Below are 18,274 nucleotides of genomic sequence, written 5' to 3'. Positions count from 1 at the left end.
TATGATGAAATTAATTCAGAATATTGATGTTTATGCTCCACAGCATCTGGGGAAAAAAGATGTACTTGTGATCAATGATAAGATTATTAAGATTAAAGATCCAGGTTCTATATCCGCAGACGGATTTCTTTCTGAGGCAGAAATGATCAATGGAGAGGGGTTACTTTTAACTCCGGGATTCATTGATAGTCATGTTCATGTACTCGGAGGCGGTGGCGAAGGTGGATTCGCCAATCGTACTCCAGAAGCAACTATGGAAGGACTTACGAAGTTTGGAGTAACAACAGTTGTTGGCTGTCTTGGAACAGATGGAATCGGTCGTGATATATGTGCACTGGTTGCAAAGACAAAAGGATTGAATGAGCAGGGAATGTCTGCATACTGTTATACAGGCAGTTATCAGATTCCGGTTCGTACGTTGACTGACAGTATTGTGAAAGATATTATGATGATTCAGGAAATCATTGGAACTGGAGAAATCGCGATCTCTGATCATCGGTCTTCACAGCCGACTTTTGAGGAATTTGTACGTGTCGTTGCGGATACAAGACTTGGTGGTGTTCTTTCCGGGAAAGCTGGTATTGTAAATGTTCATCTTGGTGACAGTCCGAGATGCTTAGATCTTATTGAACGGGTGGTAGATGAGACAGAGATACCGACTTCTCAAATACTGCCAACACATATCAATCGAAATGAGCTGCTTTTCTGCAAGTCAATGGAATATGCGCTGAAAGGCGGAGCAGTAGATTTTACCGGAAATGAAGATATTGACTATTGGGAAACTATCTGTGATGAGGTACGAGTATGTAATGGTATCAAACGGATGTTAGATGCAGGAGTAAATCCTAACCGCATGACAATTTCTTCTGATGGACAGGGAAGCCTTCCGATGTACAGTAGTGATGGCGAATTCCTTGGAATGGGCGTTGGACAGTCCAGCTGCCTTCTGAAGGAAGTTAAAGAGTGTGTGTTTAAAGCGGATATCCCGTTGGAAATTGCACTTTCAACAATAACATCCAATCCGGCAGAAATCCTTCGCCTTAATGGAAAAGGAAAGATTGAAGAGGGCTATGATGCGGATCTTTGTATCCTGGATCAGGACCTGCAGCTTGTTGAGGTAATAGCAAGAGGTAAAACAGTGTATACAAAATAGAATCAGAAATATCCGGTATAAGAACAGATGTGTTCCGTACCGGATATTTTACTAGCATACATTCTAATAGATGGGGGCAAAATAATGCTGACTTATACATATGTTTCAAAGGGAAAATTTGAACTAATGGAAAAACCGAAACCAGTGCTCATGCATGAACGAGATGCTATTGTAAAGGTGACACTGGCCAGCATCTGTTCCAGTGACCTGCATATTAAACACGGAAGTGTTCCGCGTGCAGTCCCGGGAATTACAGTTGGCCATGAGATGGTAGGTATTGTTGAGGCAGTCGGTTCTAAGGTGACGCATGTAAAACCGGGAGACCGGGTGACTGTAAATGTAGAAACCTTTTGCGGAGAGTGTTTTTTCTGTAAGAAAGGATATGTAAACAATTGTACCGACAAGAATGGTGGCTGGGCACTTGGCTGTCGTATCGATGGGGGACAGGCAGAATATGTCCGGGTTCCTTTTGCAGATCAGGGATTGAATAAAATCCCGGAAGGTGTTACGGACAGACAGGCTTTACTGGTAGGAGATGTTCTTGCTACTGGTTATTGGGCAGCACGTATTTCTGAAATCACAGAGGAAGATACTGTACTGATCATTGGAGCCGGTCCAACAGGAATATGTACTTTACTTAGTGTTATGCTGAAAAACCCAGCGAAGATCATTATATGTGAAAAGGATGAGACACGTATTCGCTTTATTAATGAGCATTATCCGGAGACTCTTACTGTTTCACCGGAAGACTGTAAAGAGTTTGTTAAGACTAATAGTGAGCATGGTGGAGCTGATGCAGTCCTTGAAGTTGCCGGAGCAGAATCGACATTTAAACTGGCGTGGGAATGTGCCCGACCAAATGCAATCGTGACAGTGGTTGCGCTTTACGATAAAGCGCAGATGTTACCACTCCCAGATATGTATGGTAAAAATCTCACTTTTAAAACAGGTGGAGTGGATGGCTGCGATTGCGAAGAAATTCTGAAGCTGATATCAGAAGGTAAGATCAACACGGAACCGCTGATTACGCATACCTATCCGTTAAACAGGATTGAAGAGGCATATGAATTGTTCGAAAATAAGAGAGATGGTGTGATTAAAGTAGCAGTGGAATGCTGAGAAACAGGTACGGGAGGCTGAACAATAGTGAGTTTATCACAAGTAATTTTACCCGTGATCATAATGCTTATTATTGGGATAATCTGCAGAGAGAAAAAACTGATCCGCCCAGAGGGAATTGAAGGACTTCAGGCATTGGTTATGAATTTTACACTTCCAATCTCATTGTTTTATACTTTTTATCGGGCAAGTATTAAAGCAGATACTGTGATATTTCCGGTTACCTTCTTCGGAGTGACCGCAGGTGGGATTTTTGCAGGAAGGCTGCTTTGTAAACTTGTAAAGGAAAAGGATGTCTATTTTCCCTTTACACTGACAGGATATGAGGCTGGAATGCTGGGATATGCTCTGTTTGGTATTCTGCTTGGAAATGATAAGATCACGCAATAACTTCCTTAATCTTGCCCCATTTTGCCAAGATGGCAGCTAAAACACACATTTCACAAATCCCCGAAATCCATTGCAAAACAGGGCATTTCCGGGCAAATCAAGGAGAAATAAAACAATGATAAAAATATTTTTCATCTGCCACGGCAGAACTCCATGACTACTCGCAATCCTCGGAATAATGGAGCAAACTGGGGCATAATTTGGCGTCCGCCGGGGGTGAGACTACCAGGAGACTACAAATAAACGACTTTAAATTCGGGAATGTAGGGGCAATCGTTAATCGGGTATATATTGTATGCACCCCTTGCTGATAATCGTTAATCTGGTTCTACCAGGTGACTACTACACTTCAAAATTAAAAGTTTTCTTTCCATAATATATGGATTTGTTCTCTTGCACCGCCCATGTGGAAACTGTGTGCCTTTTGGGCAAACGAAAACCAGATGCCACGGTAAAACTCAGCGTGGATATGGATGATTACTACCGTATTAAAGATGGTAAAGAGCCTAAATAAAACCGAATAATACACTGAAACAAAGCAAGACAGAAGCTGTTGATGCGTTAGAAGATAACGTGTCAGCGGCTTTTTCTTTTTATCTAAAAATCTATTAGTCAAGTCTGAAAGGAGTCAATTCTATGGCAAAGAAAAATGTAAGAAATATGAAGGTTTGTGGACAGAGCGGTTATAAATATGAGACAGTTCCGGCGATTACATTAAAAGGAAAGTGGCTGGAAGAACTGGGCTTTCATCTTGGGGATTATGTGCAGGTGAAATGTGAAAATGGTCAGCTGATTATCACGCCGGATGTGAATAAAGCACAGGAGCAGGAAGCAAAAACAGCATTTATGGATGAGGAGATTAAGAAACTGAAAATCAGATACCAGAATGAAAAAGAAGAAATTACTGCGAAATATGTGGCAGAGCAGAGTACCGGCTGTTATGGAAAGAAAGCATGAGAGGGGGAGAAAGTATGGCAAGAATTATCATGTGCGGATCATTTAAAGGGGGAGTTGGCAAGACTGCCAGCTCCTGGAACCTGGCTTATTCACTGGCGAGATGGGAAAAAGGATTTATCTGTGCTGGAAAAGAGTATCGGGGACGGGGATCCGGAAAAGTCTTCCCTGGATCTGTTTTCCCTTGAGATGTTCGAGAACATTGCGTATGTGATGGCGAAGCATGCGGATCCGTCGATTCCGGATAATCCGGAGGAATGGCTGGATGAGTTTAATACATTCAGTATTTATCAGGTTCTGCCGAAGCTGATCGAGCTGTGGGGAATGAACATCAGGACGGATGTGGAGGCTAAAAAAAACTTCATGCAACAGACCGTGAAATGACAACTCCCCTGTTTCTTCTCCGGTGTGTGCAGCTGGGAATTTCCATCCGGGATCTGGATCTGCTGACTATCGGGATGGTGAATGATATGTTTGTGGAGAGCAGGAACGATGAGTATAAAGGATGGAGACAGGTTGCCACACAGGAGGATTTCGACAGGTTCTGATCTGATGAAATGTGGTGACAGGATGATTCAGAAAGGGTATAATGGGTTTATCAAATCAATATTTACTGAATTAAGTTAATCGTGCCATATGGCTTGATTATAAATACAAAGATAAAAACGCAATGTACATTAAAAATGTATTAGAGCTGGTAGGTAGCCCAGCCGTCCTATGTAAATAGGGTAAGTAACCTGCCCCTCCGGGTTGTCCATTCTTTGTTCATTTTATTTTAGGAGGGATTCTTATGGACAAAGTAAATGGAAAACTGACGGTATATTTTGAAGAACCATTTTGGGTAGGCGTATTTGAGCGTATTGAAGATGGTAAACTATCTGTGGCGAAGGCAACATTTGGTGCAGAACCAAAAGATTACGAAGTACAGGAATATATTCAAAAATACTATTTCAGTTTGAAATTCAGTCCGGCTGTTGAAACTATTGTAAAGGATATCAAAAGAAATCCGAAACGGATGCAGCGAGAAGCAAAAAAGCAGATGCTGGAAACCGGCATTGGTACAAAATCGCAGCAGGCATTGAAATTACAGCAGGAACAGAACAAACAGGAGCATAAAGAGAGAAGCCGCAAGAAAAAAGAGGCGGAAGAACAGCGAATGTTTGAATTGAAACAGCAAAAGAAAAGAGAAAAGCATAAGGGACATTAAAGTCCCTTGGGCTTTTCCTCAAATCGGAAGTTAAGGAGGGCATTTATATGAAATTAGCAGATTTAGCTACGGGTCCAGACTGGATAATATGGACTGTCTTTGTGGTATTTGCTGTACTTTCTATAATTTTACTTTCTGGGCACGGAAGTTGGTTTATTTCTGGATACAATATGGCTTCAAAAGAAGAAAAGGAAAAGTATGATGAAAAGAAGTTATGCAGAACAACGGGAATTGGAATGTCTATTATAGCAATTCTTATGTTAATTATGGGTTTGTTTGAAAACTTTCTTTCTGCATTTTTTATATATATTGCAGTGGGAATCATTATGGTTGATGTCGTGGTGATTATCATTTTGGGAAATACGCTATGCAGAAAGTAACAACTTAAGTTTAAGGAGGTAGTTATGGCTTTTGATTTTAAGAAAGAATATAAAGAGTTTTATATGCCTAAAAATAAACCAGCGATTGTAACAGTCCCAAAAGCAAATTATATTGCAGTCAGAGGAAAGGGTAATCCAAACGAAGAAGGCGGGGCATATCAGCAGGCAATTAGTGTATTATATGCGGTTGCATATACTTTGAGAATGAGTTACAAGACAGATTATAAAATTGCAGGATTTTTTGAATATGTAGTTCCACCACTTGAAGGATTCTGGTGGCAGGAAAATATACATGGTGTAAATTATGCAGATAAAGATTCATTTAATTGGATTTCAGTTATCCGCCTGCCTGATTTTGTGAATCAAAAAGATTTTGAATGGGCTGTTGAAACAGCAGCTAAAAAGAAAAAAATAGACTGTTCATCGGCAGAGTTTTTGACTATTAATGAGGGATTGTGTGTTCAAATAATGCACTTGGGGGCATTTGATGATGAACCTGCAACTGTTGCACTTATGGATGCTTATTTGGAGCAGAATGGATATGTTAATGATATGAATATGGAAAGATTACATCATGAAATATATCTGTCTGATGCAAGAAAGGTTGCCCCAGAAAAATGGAAAACGGTCATTAGGCATCCTATAAAAAAATTGTAAACTTCCAGTTTTGTTGATAAAAAAATGAAGACGATAATGAAAGCATTTGTCAGGGATGGCAGGTGCTTTTTTTGTGCCCGGAGTGATCCGGGTATTTTTGTGCCTTTTTTATGGGATTTAGGGGGTGAGCCGTATGGCAGGGAACAGAATCAGGGGGATCACTGTCGAGATTGGCGGCGATACCACGAAATTGCAGACTGCCCTGAAAGGGGTTAATACGGAGATCAGGAATACGCAGAGCCAGCTGAAAGATGTGGAGAAGCTTCTGAAGCTGGATCCGGGGAATACGGAGCTGATCGCACAGAAGCACAGGCTGCTGGCACAGGCGGTTTCTGAGACCAGGGAGAAGCTGGAAACTTTGAAGACTGCACAGCAGCAGGCGGATGAGGCACTGCGGAACGGGACGATTTCCCAGGATCAGTATGATGCCCTGCAGAGGGAGATCGTTGAGACGGAACAGAGACTGAGGAGTCTGGAAGAACAGGCGAACCAGTCTGCGACTGCTTTGCAGAAGATCAGGGCAACCGGTGAGAAGCTGCAGACAGTTGGAAACAAGATTTCTTCCGTGGGACAGAAGCTGCTTCCTGTGACGGGAGTGGTGACAGGGCTTGGAACGGCGGCGGTGAAAACTGCCGCTGATTTTGACTCTGCGATGAGCAGGGTGGCGGCTGTGTCCGGGGCAACGGGATCGGATTTTGACAGCCTCCGGGATAAGGCCAGGGAGATGGGTGCCAAAACGAAGTTCTCTGCGACTGAGGCTGCGGATGCCATGAACTATATGGCGATGGCCGGCTGGAAGACGGAGGATATGCTGTCCGGTATTGAAGGCGTTATGTATCTGGCTGCGGCATCCGGGGAAGACCTTGCAACGACTTCTGATATTGTGACGGATGCGCTGACGGCTTTTGGGCTGACTGCAGCGGATTCGGGACATTTTGCGGATGTGTTGGCGGCTGCTTCCAGTAATGCCAATACCAATGTGTCCATGATGGGCGAAACGTTCAAGTATTGTGCACCGGTTGCCGGAGCGCTGGGATTCTCGGTTGAGGATACAGCGGAAGCCATCGGTCTGATGGGCAATGCCGGTATCAAGGCTTCCCAGGCCGGTACTTCCATGCGTTCCATCATGACGAACCTGACCGGGGATGTGAAGCTGTCAGGGTATGCGAAGAAGGATAAGATCAGTGTGCAGTATTTTGATGTGGAGACAGCGGAACTGAAACTGGCAGAGATGTATGTGACGGGGTATAAGGCGAAGCTGAAAAAAGATACCAGTTATAAGGGATTGTGGACGGTTAGTTTTACGTTGAAGGAGATGTAGGGAGATGGTATAATGGGAGCATCCAATCGGAATTTATAAAGGAGAATATTGATGAAACTATTTTTATGTTCGCATTTTTCAAGTGTAGGAAGTCTGATAAAGGAAGAAATTGAAAATAAGAAAGTCGCATTTATTCCAACAGCTTCGCTGCGTGAAGGCTACACCGGTTATGTCGGCTCGGCTCGAAAATTATTCAAAAAGTTGGGAGCAATCGTAACTGAAATTGATATTTCAACGGAGGCTTATTCAACGATACAGTCTGTTTTTGAAGATGCAGATGTGATATATTTTACCGGCGGAAATTCTTTTTTTCTTATGGACCGACTCCGTAAAACGGGAACTGATGGGCTGCTGAAAAAGGAATTGGCAAATGGAAAATTGATGATCGGCGAGTCGGCAGGCGCAATTATATGCGCTCCAAGCATCCAATATATCCAGCAAATGGATGAAAAGCCGGAGGACTACTCACAAGAAGATGATGCAGGGCTTGATTTGATTGATTTCTATGTTCTTCCGCATTATCTTACAGCACCATTTAAGAAAGTTACCGAGAAAATAATGACTGAGTTTTCGGATTTGAATCTATGCCCAATTAACAACCGTCAGGGAATTGTAATTGACGGTGAAGGTTCAAAGGTTATTTGCAAAGACTAATTTGAAAATTCCAGTTTACAGAACTGAATCAAAAGAGCTCGAAGGAGCTCTTTTTCCTTTTTTATAATAGTATCATTATGGTATAATAGAGACATTAAAATCGGAATTTCAGGAGGTGTTTTTATGCCACAAATGAATAAGGGAGGAAAATTTATTTTCGGGAAATCACTCATTCGGACGGATGGAACATTGCGGATTCCACCGCAGGCAATGGAAGAATATCACATTGCAGATGAAGGAAAAGTATATCTTTTTACCGGAAGTAAGATTACCGGTGGCTTCTGCGTCACCCGGAAAGGCCTTTTGCATCCGTCAAAACTTGGTCACATTTTGGACGATACTCCACCGTTGCTTGATTACTCAGCAGGTTCTGGCGAATTTATCAAATACAAGGGGCGTTCCTACTGCTGGGTAGAGATTTCACAGGAGGGGCAAATTCTTCTTACGAAGAAAATGATGGATTTTTTGAAGGTGAGACCTGGAATGGAGCTGCTCTCTATCCGCAGTAGCGACATCGCGTTTACGATGGGAGCTAAAGGACCGCTATTGGAAAAAGCAGAAAACTATGATGGTGAAATTCCGCTTTTTTAAGTGTAACAATTTGAATTTGTGGAGGATAACTATTGTGGATAAAGCAGTTATTTATATACATGGAAAAGGTGGTAATGCTGAAGAAGCTATTCATTACAAACCGCTCTTTAGTAATTGTGATGTGATTGGTCTCGACTATACTGCACAGTTTCCATGGGAAGCAAAAGAAGAATTTCCATTACTTTTTAATTCAATTTATAGAAACTACAAGACGGTTGAAGTAATTGCCAATAGCATTGGAGCGTATTTTGCTATCAATGCCTTATCAAATCAGCAAATAGAGAAAGCATATTTTATTTCGCCCGTTGTAGATATGGAAAGGCTTATTGCTGATATGATGATTTGGGCAAATGTTACAGAGGATGAACTCAAAGAGAAAAAAGAAATTCAGACAACCTTTGGAGAGACTCTTTCATGGGATTATCTTTGCTATGCAAGAGAAAATCCTATTATATGGGAAATCCCAACGCACATTTTGTATGGTGAAAAAGATAATCTTACCGCTTATGGAACGATATTTGAATTTGTACAGAGGACTAATTCAACATTTTCTATTATGAAAAATGGAGAGCATTGGTTTCATACGGATGAACAAATGAAATTTCTTGATGAATGGATAATAAAATCTTCCAAATAAATTCCAGCTTGCAGGGAAGTTGGTTATCACGGAGATGAAGAGAAATGGATGAGAGGAAAGCGTATTGGTTTGAACAGCCATATATGCCGCGGATGAAAAATATTGCGGTGGCTCCTGTTATTCTGGAAGATGGAAGGCTGTCCTTCTGTGTTCCGGGGGATGATGGTCCTCCGTGGTCAGGGGTGTGGAACCTGACAGGAAAGGTTGTTCTGGACGGGGATGATTATTTTGAGTTCCAGTGTGATGATGAAGTGATGCACAGACGAGGCGGAACATACAAGTTTTGTGCATTGGATATTGCTACATTCAGACGGGAAACCTGCCGGTAGATATCACAGGGAGAAGAAATTGCAGACTGCTGTAAAACAACAGAAGAACTGCATGAATGGTACCTGAAACACTGGACTTACAACAGATAGGATGATTATATTTACGAAGGCATCAGTCACCTGGTTGGCTGGTGCTTTTTTCGTGGGGAAATGGAGGTGGCGGGATGTATCCTGTGTCGGATGCTTTTCTGAGGGCAGTCAGGAGTAATACAAGAAAATATTTCTGGACGGGTACGATCGTTACCAAGGGCGGAATGACGTATGAGTTCGGGGCAAAGGAGATTGTGAAGGGTTCCGGGTATATTTCCAGGCAGTGCTGTGGGAGTACGGAGATTGAGCTGGGAACGGTGTATGCTGCGGAGATGGGGATCACACTTCTGAGTGATATTGACAGGTATACGCTGGAGGATGCTCAGGTGACGCTGGTGTTTCATCTGGTGCTGGCGGATGGTTCGGTGGAAGATGTGCCGATGGGAGTTTTTGAGGTCAGTGAGGCGAACCGTCTGGCGAAGTGCCTGGAACTGAAGGCGTATGATTTTATGCTGCGGTTTGATAAGAGTTTCAACGGATTTGAGACTGTGGGGACTGCTTATGATTTTATTACTTTGTGCTGTAAGCGGTGTAAAGTGGAGTTTGCGAATAAGAGGGCGGAGATTGATGCCATGCCGAATGGCGGGGTGACGCTTTCTGTTTATACTGAAAATGATATTGAGACCTGCCGGGACGTGCTGTTTTATGTGGCACAGGTTCTGGGAGGTTTCTTTATTATCAACAGGGAGGGAAAACTGGAACTGAGAAAGTACGGGAAGGATCCTGTGATGAAGGTGGAGCAGAGACACCGTTTTTCTTCCAGTTTTTCGGATTTTATTACCAGATACACGGCAGTGAGTTCCACCAACAAGCAGACGCAGATTGCAGAGTATTATGCTCTGGATCCGGATAACGGGCTGACCATGAATCTGGGTGTGAACCCACTTCTGCAGTTTGGACTGGCAGAGACCAGAGAGATGTTGTGCAGGAATATATTGACGGATCTGTCAGTGATCAACTATGTACCTTTTGATTCGGATACCATCGGGAACCCTGCACTGGATCCGGGGGATGTGCTGACGTTTGCGGGAGGACAGGCGGATGAGGGACAGATCACCTGTATCACTTCCATCCGGCAGAAGATCGGTGGAAAGCAGAGCCTGAAATGCGTGGGGAAGAACCCGAGGCTGGCTCAGGCGAAGTCAAGGAATGACAAGAATATTTCGGGACTGCTGAATCAGATTGAAGACAATGCGAAGACCGGGAAGATCGGGATCCATACGTTTACCAATGCTTCCGCGCATGAGATCGGGCAGACGAAGGTGAAGCTGATCAGTATCCAGTTTGCTTCTTCTGAGGAGAACCATATGCAGTTTTTCGCGCAGGTTGTTGTGGATGTGGCTGCGGATCCGGTGGAACGGTCTGCGGAGGCTTCCGGGACTGTGGTGATTCCGTTTCCGGGCGGAAGCGGCAGTGGAACTGGAAGTGGTACGGGTGGTTCTGATGGAACTGGGGAGACATCGGATGCAGGAAATTCTGAAAATGATGCGGCAGGGAATGAAGGTGGAAATACTTCCGGGAATGCGGACGCTGGAAGTGCGGATGATACTTCCGGCGGAGCAGATGCAGGATCCGGATCCGGGAGTGGTTCGGAGGTTGCTGTGGATGTGAGTCTGCCGGTGAAGTGGCAGGAGGACGGACAGGCGGTCTGCCATGTGGCCTTTGAATTTAATAATGAGGAGATTGTGGAGCATTGTCCGGTGGAAACCTGGCATTCCGGGAAACATATTTTGTCACTGTATTATCCAATTGAGAAGATTGTTGCCAATTATACGAATACGTTCAATGTGTATCTCTGGATGGAGAATGGCAGCGGGACGGTTGATGTGGGAGACTGCATTGCTTCTGTCAGTGGACAGGCAATGGCGGCTGGGGAAGCCTGGGACGGAAAGCTTGAGGTGGAAGATTATACCAAGAGATTTGCCATTGGCGGAGGACTGGATGTAAATGGCTTCCGGGATTCGCTGTCCATGCAGATGAAGGAGACGGTGAACAGAGGCTTTGAGGTGTATTTTGCTGAGAGAGCGGGAATCAGCGGTTTTTGCAGGCCGGTAGAAATGGAGGGTGTGTGATGAAGTTGAAAGGTGAAATGGTCATTGAACTGACCGATACGAATACGGGTGCGGTGGAAACCGTGCAGGAGACGAACATGATCACGGAGGCGGTGAATAATATTCTGGGGCTGAATCCCATGGGGATTTATCTGAAAGCCAGCGGGGAGTATGACAATTCTGTTTTGTGGAACGGGACGCTGCTTCCCATCTGCCCGAACATGATCGGGGGGATCCTGCTGTTTCCGGCAGTGCTGGAAGAAAAGGCGGATCATATTTACGAGCAGGGGAAGAACCTGCCGGTGGCTTATGCTTCCAACAATGTTAATTCCGGTTCCAATGTGGCGAGGGGAAGCCTGAACCAGACGGAGAGCAAGAAACTGGACAATGGATATAAGTTTGTGTGGGAGTTCACTCCCAGCCAGGGAAACGGGAATATTGCAGCTGTGGCACTGACCAGTGCCCTGGGCGGGCAGAATGCTTTTGGCAGTGCGGCAGGGGATGCCAGCACGTTCCTGCTTCTGAAAAAGGTGGATATCGGGGATATCCCGAAGGCAAAGCAGATGACACTGTTTGAGGCAGTGGAGCTGGATTTTGAAAAGAACCTGCTGTATTCCATCACCTTTGGGACTTCCAGTGTGACCATTACGAAGATCCGGATCCCGGTGTTTAACATCGGGCTGAATGAGAAGCTGGATGATACCACGTATACCGTACTGGAGGAGCAGACACTGACAACGGAAAGCTTTACGTTCCTGGGGGATTATACAAAGTACGGGGAGTTTATGGACGGGCATGACGGATACTGGTATGGATTTTCCAATGAGCCGAATTCTTCCGGGGATGCGAAGATGGTATGGATCCGGATCTCCAAAAAGGATTATTCCTTTACGGAGGGAAGCTGGACACTGTCCAAGGCGAAGCTTTCGGAAGTGGGCACAAGGGCAAAGGACGGTTCCTATCCGGAACGGAATGTAAAATGCTGTGTGAGGAAGGGGTATCTGTATGTGCCTTCTTATGATAAGAAGGGAGTTTATAAGATCAATACTGCAAATTCAGCGGATGTGACACTGATCCCGCTGGGCTTTACTTCCAAGCTGAAATCCCTTGGGGAGGCTGGTTCCTGTGAGGTGTATATGACACTTCTCGGGGACATGATCGTGGCAGGGGATTTCCAGATCACGGCGGATGACAGGGTGATCAAGACGCAGGGGAGCGCAAGGTTTGAAGCCATGGCAACGCCTTTGTTCCAGTATAAGAACTTTGTGTTTATGTGGGGCGGCAGTTACGGGAAGGAGCACAGGTGTGCTTATCTTCTGACGCCTTATCTGGCAAGTATCAATAATCTTTCGTCAGCGGTGGTGAAGAATACGGACAAAACGATGAAGATCACGTATACGCTGACGGAGGAAATAATGTAGGTCTTTCTGCCGAAAGGCATGGAGATAGAAAACTTATTTACGGCAGTTCTCAGAAATGGGGGCTGCTTTTTTCATGGGAGGAGGATTCTGGCATGAAGGAATTTTGGAACTTTATTCAGATGGTTTTTATGGCTGTAGGCGGATGGCTGGGCTGGTTTATGGGAGGCTGTGACGGGCTTCTGTATGCCCTGATCGCTTTTGTAGTGATCGATTACCTGACCGGGGTGATGTGTGCTTTTGCGGACCATACGCTTTCCAGTGAGGTGGGATTCCGGGGAATCTGCAGGAAGGTGCTGATCTTTCTGCTGGTGGGAATGGCCAATATTTTGGATGTGGCTGTGATCGGGAACGGATCCGTGCTGAGGACAGCGGTGATCTTTTTCTATATTTCCAATGAGGGTGTGAGCTTGCTGGAGAATGCAGGACATCTGGGGCTGCCGATCCCGCAGAAGATGAAAGATGTGTTGGAACAGCTGCATGACAGAGGGAAAGGAAGTGATGGGGAATGAGACTGGTTGAAAGTTTTCTGACTAAGAATCCCTGCTATACTGCAGGGAGAAAAATTACTGTAAAAGGCCTGATGCTTCACTCGGTTGGATGTCCGCAGCCGAGAGCACAGGTTTTTCTTGATTCCTGGAATCACACTTCTTTTGGAAGTGCATGTGTGCATGGTTTTATTGATGGAAATGATGGAACGGTGTATCAGGCATTGCCATGGAACCACAGGGGATGGCACTGTGGCTCCGGTAGTAAGGGAAGTGGAAATAATACGCATATTGGTGTGGAGATGTGTGAGCCTGCCTGCATCCGGTACACAAGCGGATCTGGTTTTACCTGCTCCGATCTGGCGAAGGCAAGGGCATCGGCAGTGCGGACGTATGAAGTAGCGGTGGAATTGTTTGCCATGCTTTGTAAGAAGTTTGGTCTGGATCCGCTGGCAGATGGTGTGGTGATTTCCCATAGAGAGGGACACGCAAGGGGAATTGCTACAAATCATGGAGATCCGGAGCATCTGTGGAAAGGTCTGGGACTGCCTTATACGATGGATGGATTCAGGAAAGCTGTGAAGGCTGCTATGTCTGGGAAAGCTGAAGGGACGCAGGCTTCTGTGTTTCTGGGGATTTCCGATGAGAAGGCAGCGGAGCGGATTGGAGTGCTGTGTGCAGAGGATATGAAAACCAGTGGGATTCTGGCTTCGGTGTCTGCGGCGCAGTTTATTCTGGAATCGGGTTATGGCAGGACGGAACTGGCGCAGAAGGCAAATAACTGTTTTGGGATGAAGTGCGTGTTGTCTGGGAATACTTGGAATGGAAGTATCTGGGATGGAACCAATAAGTACCGGAAGAAGACGCAGGAGGATGATGGAACCGGAAAGCTGTACACGGTGACTGCGGATTTCCGGAAGTATGTCTGTGTGGAGCAGTCTATTGCGGATCATTCGGCTTATCTTCTGGGAGCGATGAATGGAAAGAAAAAGAGATATGCAGGACTGGCTGGGGAGAAGGATTACCGGAAGGCTGTTCAGATCATTAAGAATGGCGGTTATGCAACGGATAGTTTTTATGTGCAGAAGATCTGCGTTATTATTGAGAAGTATGGGCTGACACGGTTTGATGGCGGGAAGACGGAAAAGGAGATCTGGTACCGTGTGAGGAAGAACTGGCAGGATGCGGAGAGCCAGGTGGGGGCATTTAAGGTGCTGGAAAACGCAAAGAAAAGTGCAGACGAGCATCCGGGGTTTTCGGTGTTTGATGAGAATGGAAAGGCAGTGTACAGTTCCGTGGATAAGAAGCAGGAAGAGGTGTTTCGTCCGTATCTGGTTCGTGTGGAGATTTCGGATCTGAATATCCGGAAGAAGCCGGGAACGGATCAGGAGAAGGTTGGAAAATATACGGGTGTTGGCTGTTTTACTATTGTTGCTGAGGCTGACGGTGTCGGAGCATCAAAGTGGGGGCTGCTGAAAGCGTATGAGAAAGAGCGGAATGGGTGGATCTCGCTGGATTTTGTGACAAGAATATAATAGTGAGTGATGAGGCTTTGCATTGCGGCGGTGGTCGTGGTGTGAAGCCTTTTTTTGTTAGGGCAAAGCCCTGTTTGCCATTGTGGAGTTTTTCGTTGATTCGAAAAACGGAGCTTTTGGTCGCTTTCAATATAACATCCGGAATCGAGGTATCTTTTTTTTCTGCAAAATCACGAACTTTGCTCATTTATAGATATCAGAAAAAGGAAGATACTTTGAGGAATCTTTACGAAAAGAAAAAAGAGAAGTTAATCTCATATATCTGCTTCTTGGCTAGTTTGGGATTAAAAGTAACAATCCTTTTTTCTGTTATCTTGAACTTTTTAATTTTTCCTGTTTCGGAGTCCTTGAATTTATATTCAAACTCATCTACACATTCTTTGATGCGGTACAAAAGTATTAAGCAGTTAAAAACAAAAATCCAAGAAGATATTTACTAATCTTATTGACATAGAACAAAAAATGAATATAATCATAGTTGAACAACTATTCAACTTCGATTATACGAGGTAAGTGTATGTCTAAACCGTCTTATATTTGTAATTGTGATGTGATTCATGAGGATATTGTGAATGATGTGAAATCCAAGATGCAACCCAAAGATGATTATATCCAGTTGGCATCTTTATTTAAGCTATTTGGAGATGGTACCAGAGTACAAATCTTACACGCTCTGGAACAGAGTGAGATGTGTGTATGTGATCTTGCTGTGCTACTGGGGGTAACGAAATCCGCAATCTCACACCAGTTAAAGGCATTGCGTCTTGCGAATTTGGTAAAATTCCGTAGAGAAGCGCAGATAGTTTACTACTCTCTGGCAGATGATCATGTGAAAGAGATTATTGATAAGGGATTTGAGCATCTATGGCAGAAATAATATTTTTAGCGTTATAGTTGAGCAATTGAGCAACTAAACAAATTACAAGGAGGTCATTATGAAACGAATATTTTTATTAAAAGGCTTGGACTGTCCGAACTGCTCCGCAAAAATTGAAAAAGAAGTCGGAGAATTGGATGGAGTACAATCCTCAGTTGTAAATTTGATGAAGCAGACGCTGACAATCAATGTTGCTCCAGCTGCCGCAAATACAATAGCCAGTCAGATTGAAACGATTGTCCACAGCCATGAGCCGGGTGTGGAGGTTCAGGAAGAAACAATTATCCCCGTTACAAAGAGTTATTTGTTAAAGGGCTTGGACTGTCCAAACTGCTCCGCAAAAATTGAAAAAGAAGTCGGAGAATTGGATGGAGTACAATCCTCAGTTGTAAATTTGATGAAGCAGACGCTGACAATCAATGTTGCTCCAGTTGCCGCAAATACAATAGCCAGTCAGATTGAAACGATTGTCCACAGCCATGAGCCAGATGTAGAAGTTTCCGAAATTGCACAGGAATACTATATACCTGCAAAAAAACAGGATACCAATACATCCTATAACAATGAGGACAAGAAGTTGACGATTCGTTTAGCGATTGGCGCAGCAATCTATGGTATTGGTATGGCATTGACAGTTTTGGCGAAAGTGCCACTGCCTGTCGAGTTAGTTTTTCTCATTGTCTCCTATATTATTCTTGGCGGGGATGTTGTATGGCAAGCTGTGAGGAATATTTCAAAGGGACGTGTGTTTGATGAACATTTCCTGATGAGCGTTTCTACGATTGGTGCTTTTGTCATTGGTGAATATCCGGAAGCAGTTGCTGTTATGCTGTTCTATCAAGTTGGTGAATTTTTCCAGTCATTGGCTGTTGAGCGTTCCAGAAAATCTATATCAGATTTAATGGATATACGTCCGGATTGTGCTACAGTCAGAAGGAACGGAGAATTGATTACCATATCTCCTGAAAGTGTTGCCATTGGCGAGATTATTATTGTAAAGCCTGGTGAAAAAATCCCATTAGACGGTGTGGTATTGGATGGAGATTCTATGCTGGATACGAGGGCTTTAACTGGAGAATCGGTTCCGAGAAGCGTTCATAAAGGAGACGAAGCACTTTCCGGTTGTATGAATCAGACGGGTGTTTTAACGATTAAGACAACGAAAGCATTTGGTGAATCTACTGCTTCAAAGATTATTGATCTTGTGGAGAATGCGTCCAGTAGAAAAGCACCAACAGAAAATTTCATTACTACATTTGCACGTTATTACACTCCTGTTGTTGTAATCTTAGCAGCTATTCTGGCAATTCTGCCACCGATCCTTCTTGGTGGAGGTTGGACAGAGTGGATTCGCAGAGGATTTGTTTTCCTTGTGGTATCTTGCCCATGTGCATTGGTCATTTCAATCCCGCTGACTTTCTTCGGAGGTATTGGTGCGGCATCTAAACGAGGTGTTCTTGTAAAAGGAAGTAATTATTTAGAGGCGCTTAATAATGTCAGCATTATTGTGTTCGATAAAACTGGAACACTTACAAAGGGTGTTTTCAATGTGACTGATATTCTGCCTGCAAATGGATTTTCAAAAGAACAGGTTCTGGAGTATGCGGTCCAGGCAGAGAGCTTTTCTAACCATCCTATTGCAAAATCCATTCTCTCTGCTTATGGAAAAGAAATTGACCAATCAGTTATCTCTGATTACAAGGAAATTTCCGGATATGGAATCAGTGCCATGGCAGGAAAGAAGAAAGTTTATGCTGGCAATACGAAACTTATGGATTCAGAGTATGTGGAGTACACAGCCTGTGAAAAAGTTGGTACAAAGGTTTATGTAGCAGTAGATGGTCAATATGCCGGATGCATTCTGATAACAGATGAAGTAAAGCCGGACAGCAAAAAAGCAATTTCTGATTTGAAACATATCGGTGTGGAAAAAACAGTCATGCTTACTGGTGATGATGAAAAAATCGGAAAGGCTGTTGCGGAAGAATTGCAGTTGGATGAATATTATGCACAACTGTTTCCTGATCAAAAAGTGGAAAAGGTTGAGCTTTTAGACAGTAAAAAGAGACAGGGAAGCAAATTAGCTTTTGTTGGTGATGGTATCAATGACGCTCCTGTCCTTGCTCGTGCGGATGTTGGTATCGCAATGGGTGGTCTTGGTTCAGATGCGGCCATTGAAGCTGCGGATGTGGTTCTGATGACAGATGAACCATCTAAGCTGGTGGATGCGATTGATGTGGCAAAAGCGACAAAACAGATTGTCATGCAGAATATAGTGATTGCCCTTGGAATTAAGAGTGTGTTCCTGATCCTTGGTGCTCTGGGTATAGCTGGAATGTGGGAAGCTGTATTTGGTGATGTAGGCGTTACCATAATTGCCGTCTTGAACGCAATGAGGATTTTGAAAAAATAAGAAACGAGGT

Annotated in this window: 18 protein-coding genes and 2 pseudogenes; all 20 read left to right on the top strand. The window is 44.1% G+C overall.

All coding sequences use genetic code 11. From position 1 onward, the window contains the following. Nucleotides 1-4 precede the first annotated feature (4 nt). Nucleotides 5-1,153 carry a beta-aspartyl-peptidase gene (iadA, locus tag NQ489_RS11965; protein WP_015524493.1) on the top strand — a complete coding sequence of 383 codons (1,149 nt, stop codon included), beginning with the start codon at nucleotides 5-7 and terminating at the stop codon, nucleotides 1,151-1,153. An 84-nt stretch (nucleotides 1,154-1,237) separates the two neighbouring features. Beyond that, nucleotides 1,238-2,272, top strand: coding sequence for an alcohol dehydrogenase (locus NQ489_RS11960; RefSeq protein WP_044960967.1), 1,035 nt, complete (start codon nucleotides 1,238-1,240; stop codon nucleotides 2,270-2,272). Nucleotides 2,273-2,299: 27 nt separating this feature from the next. Further along, nucleotides 2,300-2,662 (top strand): AEC family transporter, encoded by a 363-nt coding sequence (locus NQ489_RS11955; protein ID WP_156906904.1) that lies wholly within the window; start codon nucleotides 2,300-2,302, stop codon nucleotides 2,660-2,662. 636 nt (nucleotides 2,663-3,298) lie between these two features. Further along, nucleotides 3,299-3,619 (top strand): SymE family type I addiction module toxin, encoded by a 321-nt coding sequence (locus NQ489_RS11950; protein WP_173757970.1) that lies wholly within the window; start codon nucleotides 3,299-3,301, stop codon nucleotides 3,617-3,619. A gap of 96 nt (nucleotides 3,620-3,715) precedes the next feature. Further along, a pseudogene (locus NQ489_RS11945) lies at nucleotides 3,716-4,000 on the top strand (hypothetical protein); the annotation flags it as partial. Then, complete coding sequence (locus tag NQ489_RS11940) at nucleotides 3,997-4,164, top strand: hypothetical protein (RefSeq protein ID WP_015524526.1); 168 nt, start codon at nucleotides 3,997-3,999, stop codon at nucleotides 4,162-4,164. The pseudogene NQ489_RS11945 and the gene NQ489_RS11940, both read left to right, overlap by 4 nt. Nucleotides 4,165-4,406: 242 nt before the next feature. Further along, nucleotides 4,407-4,823 (top strand): YjdF family protein, encoded by a 417-nt coding sequence (locus tag NQ489_RS11935; protein ID WP_021651669.1) that lies wholly within the window; start codon nucleotides 4,407-4,409, stop codon nucleotides 4,821-4,823. A 47-nt stretch (nucleotides 4,824-4,870) separates the two neighbouring features. Continuing rightward, entirely contained in the window at nucleotides 4,871-5,203 is a 333-nt protein-coding gene (locus NQ489_RS11930; protein ID WP_021651670.1) for a DUF3784 domain-containing protein, read from the top strand. A gap of 24 nt (nucleotides 5,204-5,227) precedes the next feature. Then, nucleotides 5,228-5,860, top strand: coding sequence for a GyrI-like domain-containing protein (locus NQ489_RS11925; RefSeq protein WP_021651671.1), 633 nt, complete (start codon nucleotides 5,228-5,230; stop codon nucleotides 5,858-5,860). Nucleotides 5,861-5,993: 133 nt separating this feature from the next. Continuing rightward, nucleotides 5,994-7,028 (top strand): annotated as a pseudogene (locus NQ489_RS11920) (phage tail tape measure protein); the annotation flags it as partial. Nucleotides 7,029-7,232: 204 nt separating this feature from the next. Then, nucleotides 7,233-7,835 carry a Type 1 glutamine amidotransferase-like domain-containing protein gene (locus tag NQ489_RS11915; protein ID WP_021651673.1) on the top strand — a complete coding sequence of 201 codons (603 nt, stop codon included), beginning with the start codon at nucleotides 7,233-7,235 and terminating at the stop codon, nucleotides 7,833-7,835. A 123-nt stretch (nucleotides 7,836-7,958) separates the two neighbouring features. Continuing rightward, a complete protein-coding gene (locus NQ489_RS11910; protein WP_005340973.1) occupies nucleotides 7,959-8,426 on the top strand; it encodes a hypothetical protein in 468 nt (155 codons plus the stop codon). 34 nt (nucleotides 8,427-8,460) lie between these two features. Further along, nucleotides 8,461-9,063: an alpha/beta hydrolase gene (locus tag NQ489_RS11905; RefSeq protein ID WP_044961585.1), complete on the top strand. Its 603-nt coding sequence runs from the start codon at nucleotides 8,461-8,463 to the stop codon at nucleotides 9,061-9,063. Between the two features lie 44 nt (nucleotides 9,064-9,107). Beyond that, nucleotides 9,108-9,392, top strand: coding sequence for a hypothetical protein (locus NQ489_RS11900; RefSeq protein ID WP_021651675.1), 285 nt, complete (start codon nucleotides 9,108-9,110; stop codon nucleotides 9,390-9,392). Between the two features lie 164 nt (nucleotides 9,393-9,556). After that, nucleotides 9,557-11,554: a hypothetical protein gene (locus NQ489_RS11895; RefSeq protein ID WP_227945530.1), complete on the top strand. Its 1,998-nt coding sequence runs from the start codon at nucleotides 9,557-9,559 to the stop codon at nucleotides 11,552-11,554. Beyond that, nucleotides 11,554-12,954, top strand: coding sequence for a hypothetical protein (locus NQ489_RS11890; RefSeq protein ID WP_021650472.1), 1,401 nt, complete (start codon nucleotides 11,554-11,556; stop codon nucleotides 12,952-12,954). The genes NQ489_RS11895 and NQ489_RS11890 overlap by 1 nt, the downstream gene beginning before the upstream one ends. A 92-nt stretch (nucleotides 12,955-13,046) precedes the next feature. After that, a complete protein-coding gene (locus tag NQ489_RS11885) occupies nucleotides 13,047-13,463 on the top strand; it encodes a phage holin family protein (RefSeq protein ID WP_021650473.1) in 417 nt (138 codons plus the stop codon). After that, the gene (locus tag NQ489_RS11880) at nucleotides 13,460-14,974 is read left to right on the top strand and encodes a glucosaminidase domain-containing protein (protein WP_021650474.1); all 1,515 of its coding nucleotides are present in this window, start codon (nucleotides 13,460-13,462) and stop codon (nucleotides 14,972-14,974) included. Before NQ489_RS11885 ends, NQ489_RS11880 begins: the two co-directional genes overlap by 4 nt. A gap of 517 nt (nucleotides 14,975-15,491) precedes the next feature. Continuing rightward, entirely contained in the window at nucleotides 15,492-15,851 is a 360-nt protein-coding gene (locus NQ489_RS11875) for an ArsR/SmtB family transcription factor (RefSeq protein ID WP_021650476.1), read from the top strand. Between the two features lie 58 nt (nucleotides 15,852-15,909). Then, on the top strand, nucleotides 15,910-18,264 hold the full coding sequence (locus tag NQ489_RS11870) for a heavy metal translocating P-type ATPase (RefSeq protein ID WP_227945529.1): 2,355 nt from the start codon (nucleotides 15,910-15,912) through the stop codon (nucleotides 18,262-18,264). The last annotated feature ends 10 nt before the right edge of the window (nucleotides 18,265-18,274 follow it).

It is taken from the genome of Blautia sp. KLE_1732_HM_1032 (assembly GCF_025147905.1).
Classification (GTDB): Bacteria; Bacillota; Clostridia; order Lachnospirales; family Lachnospiraceae; genus Blautia_A; species Blautia_A fusiformis.
The sequence above is the reverse complement of the archived record's forward strand: the minus strand, read 5'-3'. Positions and strand labels throughout refer to the sequence as shown.

Bases quoted from the DNA above. Each gene is read 5' to 3' on its own strand.
- iadA (WP_015524493.1), top strand. From the start codon at position 5: ATGAAATTAATTCAGAATATTGATGTTTATGCTCCACAGCATCTGGGG.
- NQ489_RS11960 (WP_044960967.1), top strand. From the start codon at position 1,238: ATGCTGACTTATACATATGTTTCAAAGGGAAAATTTGAACTAATGGAA.
- NQ489_RS11950 (WP_173757970.1), top strand. From the start codon at position 3,299: ATGGCAAAGAAAAATGTAAGAAATATGAAGGTTTGTGGACAGAGCGGT.
- NQ489_RS11940 (WP_015524526.1), top strand. From the start codon at position 3,997: ATGACAACTCCCCTGTTTCTTCTCCGGTGTGTGCAGCTGGGAATTTCC.
- NQ489_RS11935 (WP_021651669.1), top strand. From the start codon at position 4,407: ATGGACAAAGTAAATGGAAAACTGACGGTATATTTTGAAGAACCATTT.
- NQ489_RS11930 (WP_021651670.1), top strand. From the start codon at position 4,871: ATGAAATTAGCAGATTTAGCTACGGGTCCAGACTGGATAATATGGACT.
- NQ489_RS11925 (WP_021651671.1), top strand. From the start codon at position 5,228: ATGGCTTTTGATTTTAAGAAAGAATATAAAGAGTTTTATATGCCTAAA.
- NQ489_RS11915 (WP_021651673.1), top strand. From the start codon at position 7,233: ATGAAACTATTTTTATGTTCGCATTTTTCAAGTGTAGGAAGTCTGATA.
- NQ489_RS11910 (WP_005340973.1), top strand. From the start codon at position 7,959: ATGCCACAAATGAATAAGGGAGGAAAATTTATTTTCGGGAAATCACTC.
- NQ489_RS11900 (WP_021651675.1), top strand. From the start codon at position 9,108: ATGGATGAGAGGAAAGCGTATTGGTTTGAACAGCCATATATGCCGCGG.
- NQ489_RS11895 (WP_227945530.1), top strand. From the start codon at position 9,557: ATGTATCCTGTGTCGGATGCTTTTCTGAGGGCAGTCAGGAGTAATACA.
- NQ489_RS11890 (WP_021650472.1), top strand. From the start codon at position 11,554: ATGAAGTTGAAAGGTGAAATGGTCATTGAACTGACCGATACGAATACG.
- NQ489_RS11885 (WP_021650473.1), top strand. From the start codon at position 13,047: ATGAAGGAATTTTGGAACTTTATTCAGATGGTTTTTATGGCTGTAGGC.
- NQ489_RS11880 (WP_021650474.1), top strand. From the start codon at position 13,460: ATGAGACTGGTTGAAAGTTTTCTGACTAAGAATCCCTGCTATACTGCA.
- NQ489_RS11875 (WP_021650476.1), top strand. From the start codon at position 15,492: ATGTCTAAACCGTCTTATATTTGTAATTGTGATGTGATTCATGAGGAT.
- NQ489_RS11870 (WP_227945529.1), top strand. From the start codon at position 15,910: ATGAAACGAATATTTTTATTAAAAGGCTTGGACTGTCCGAACTGCTCC.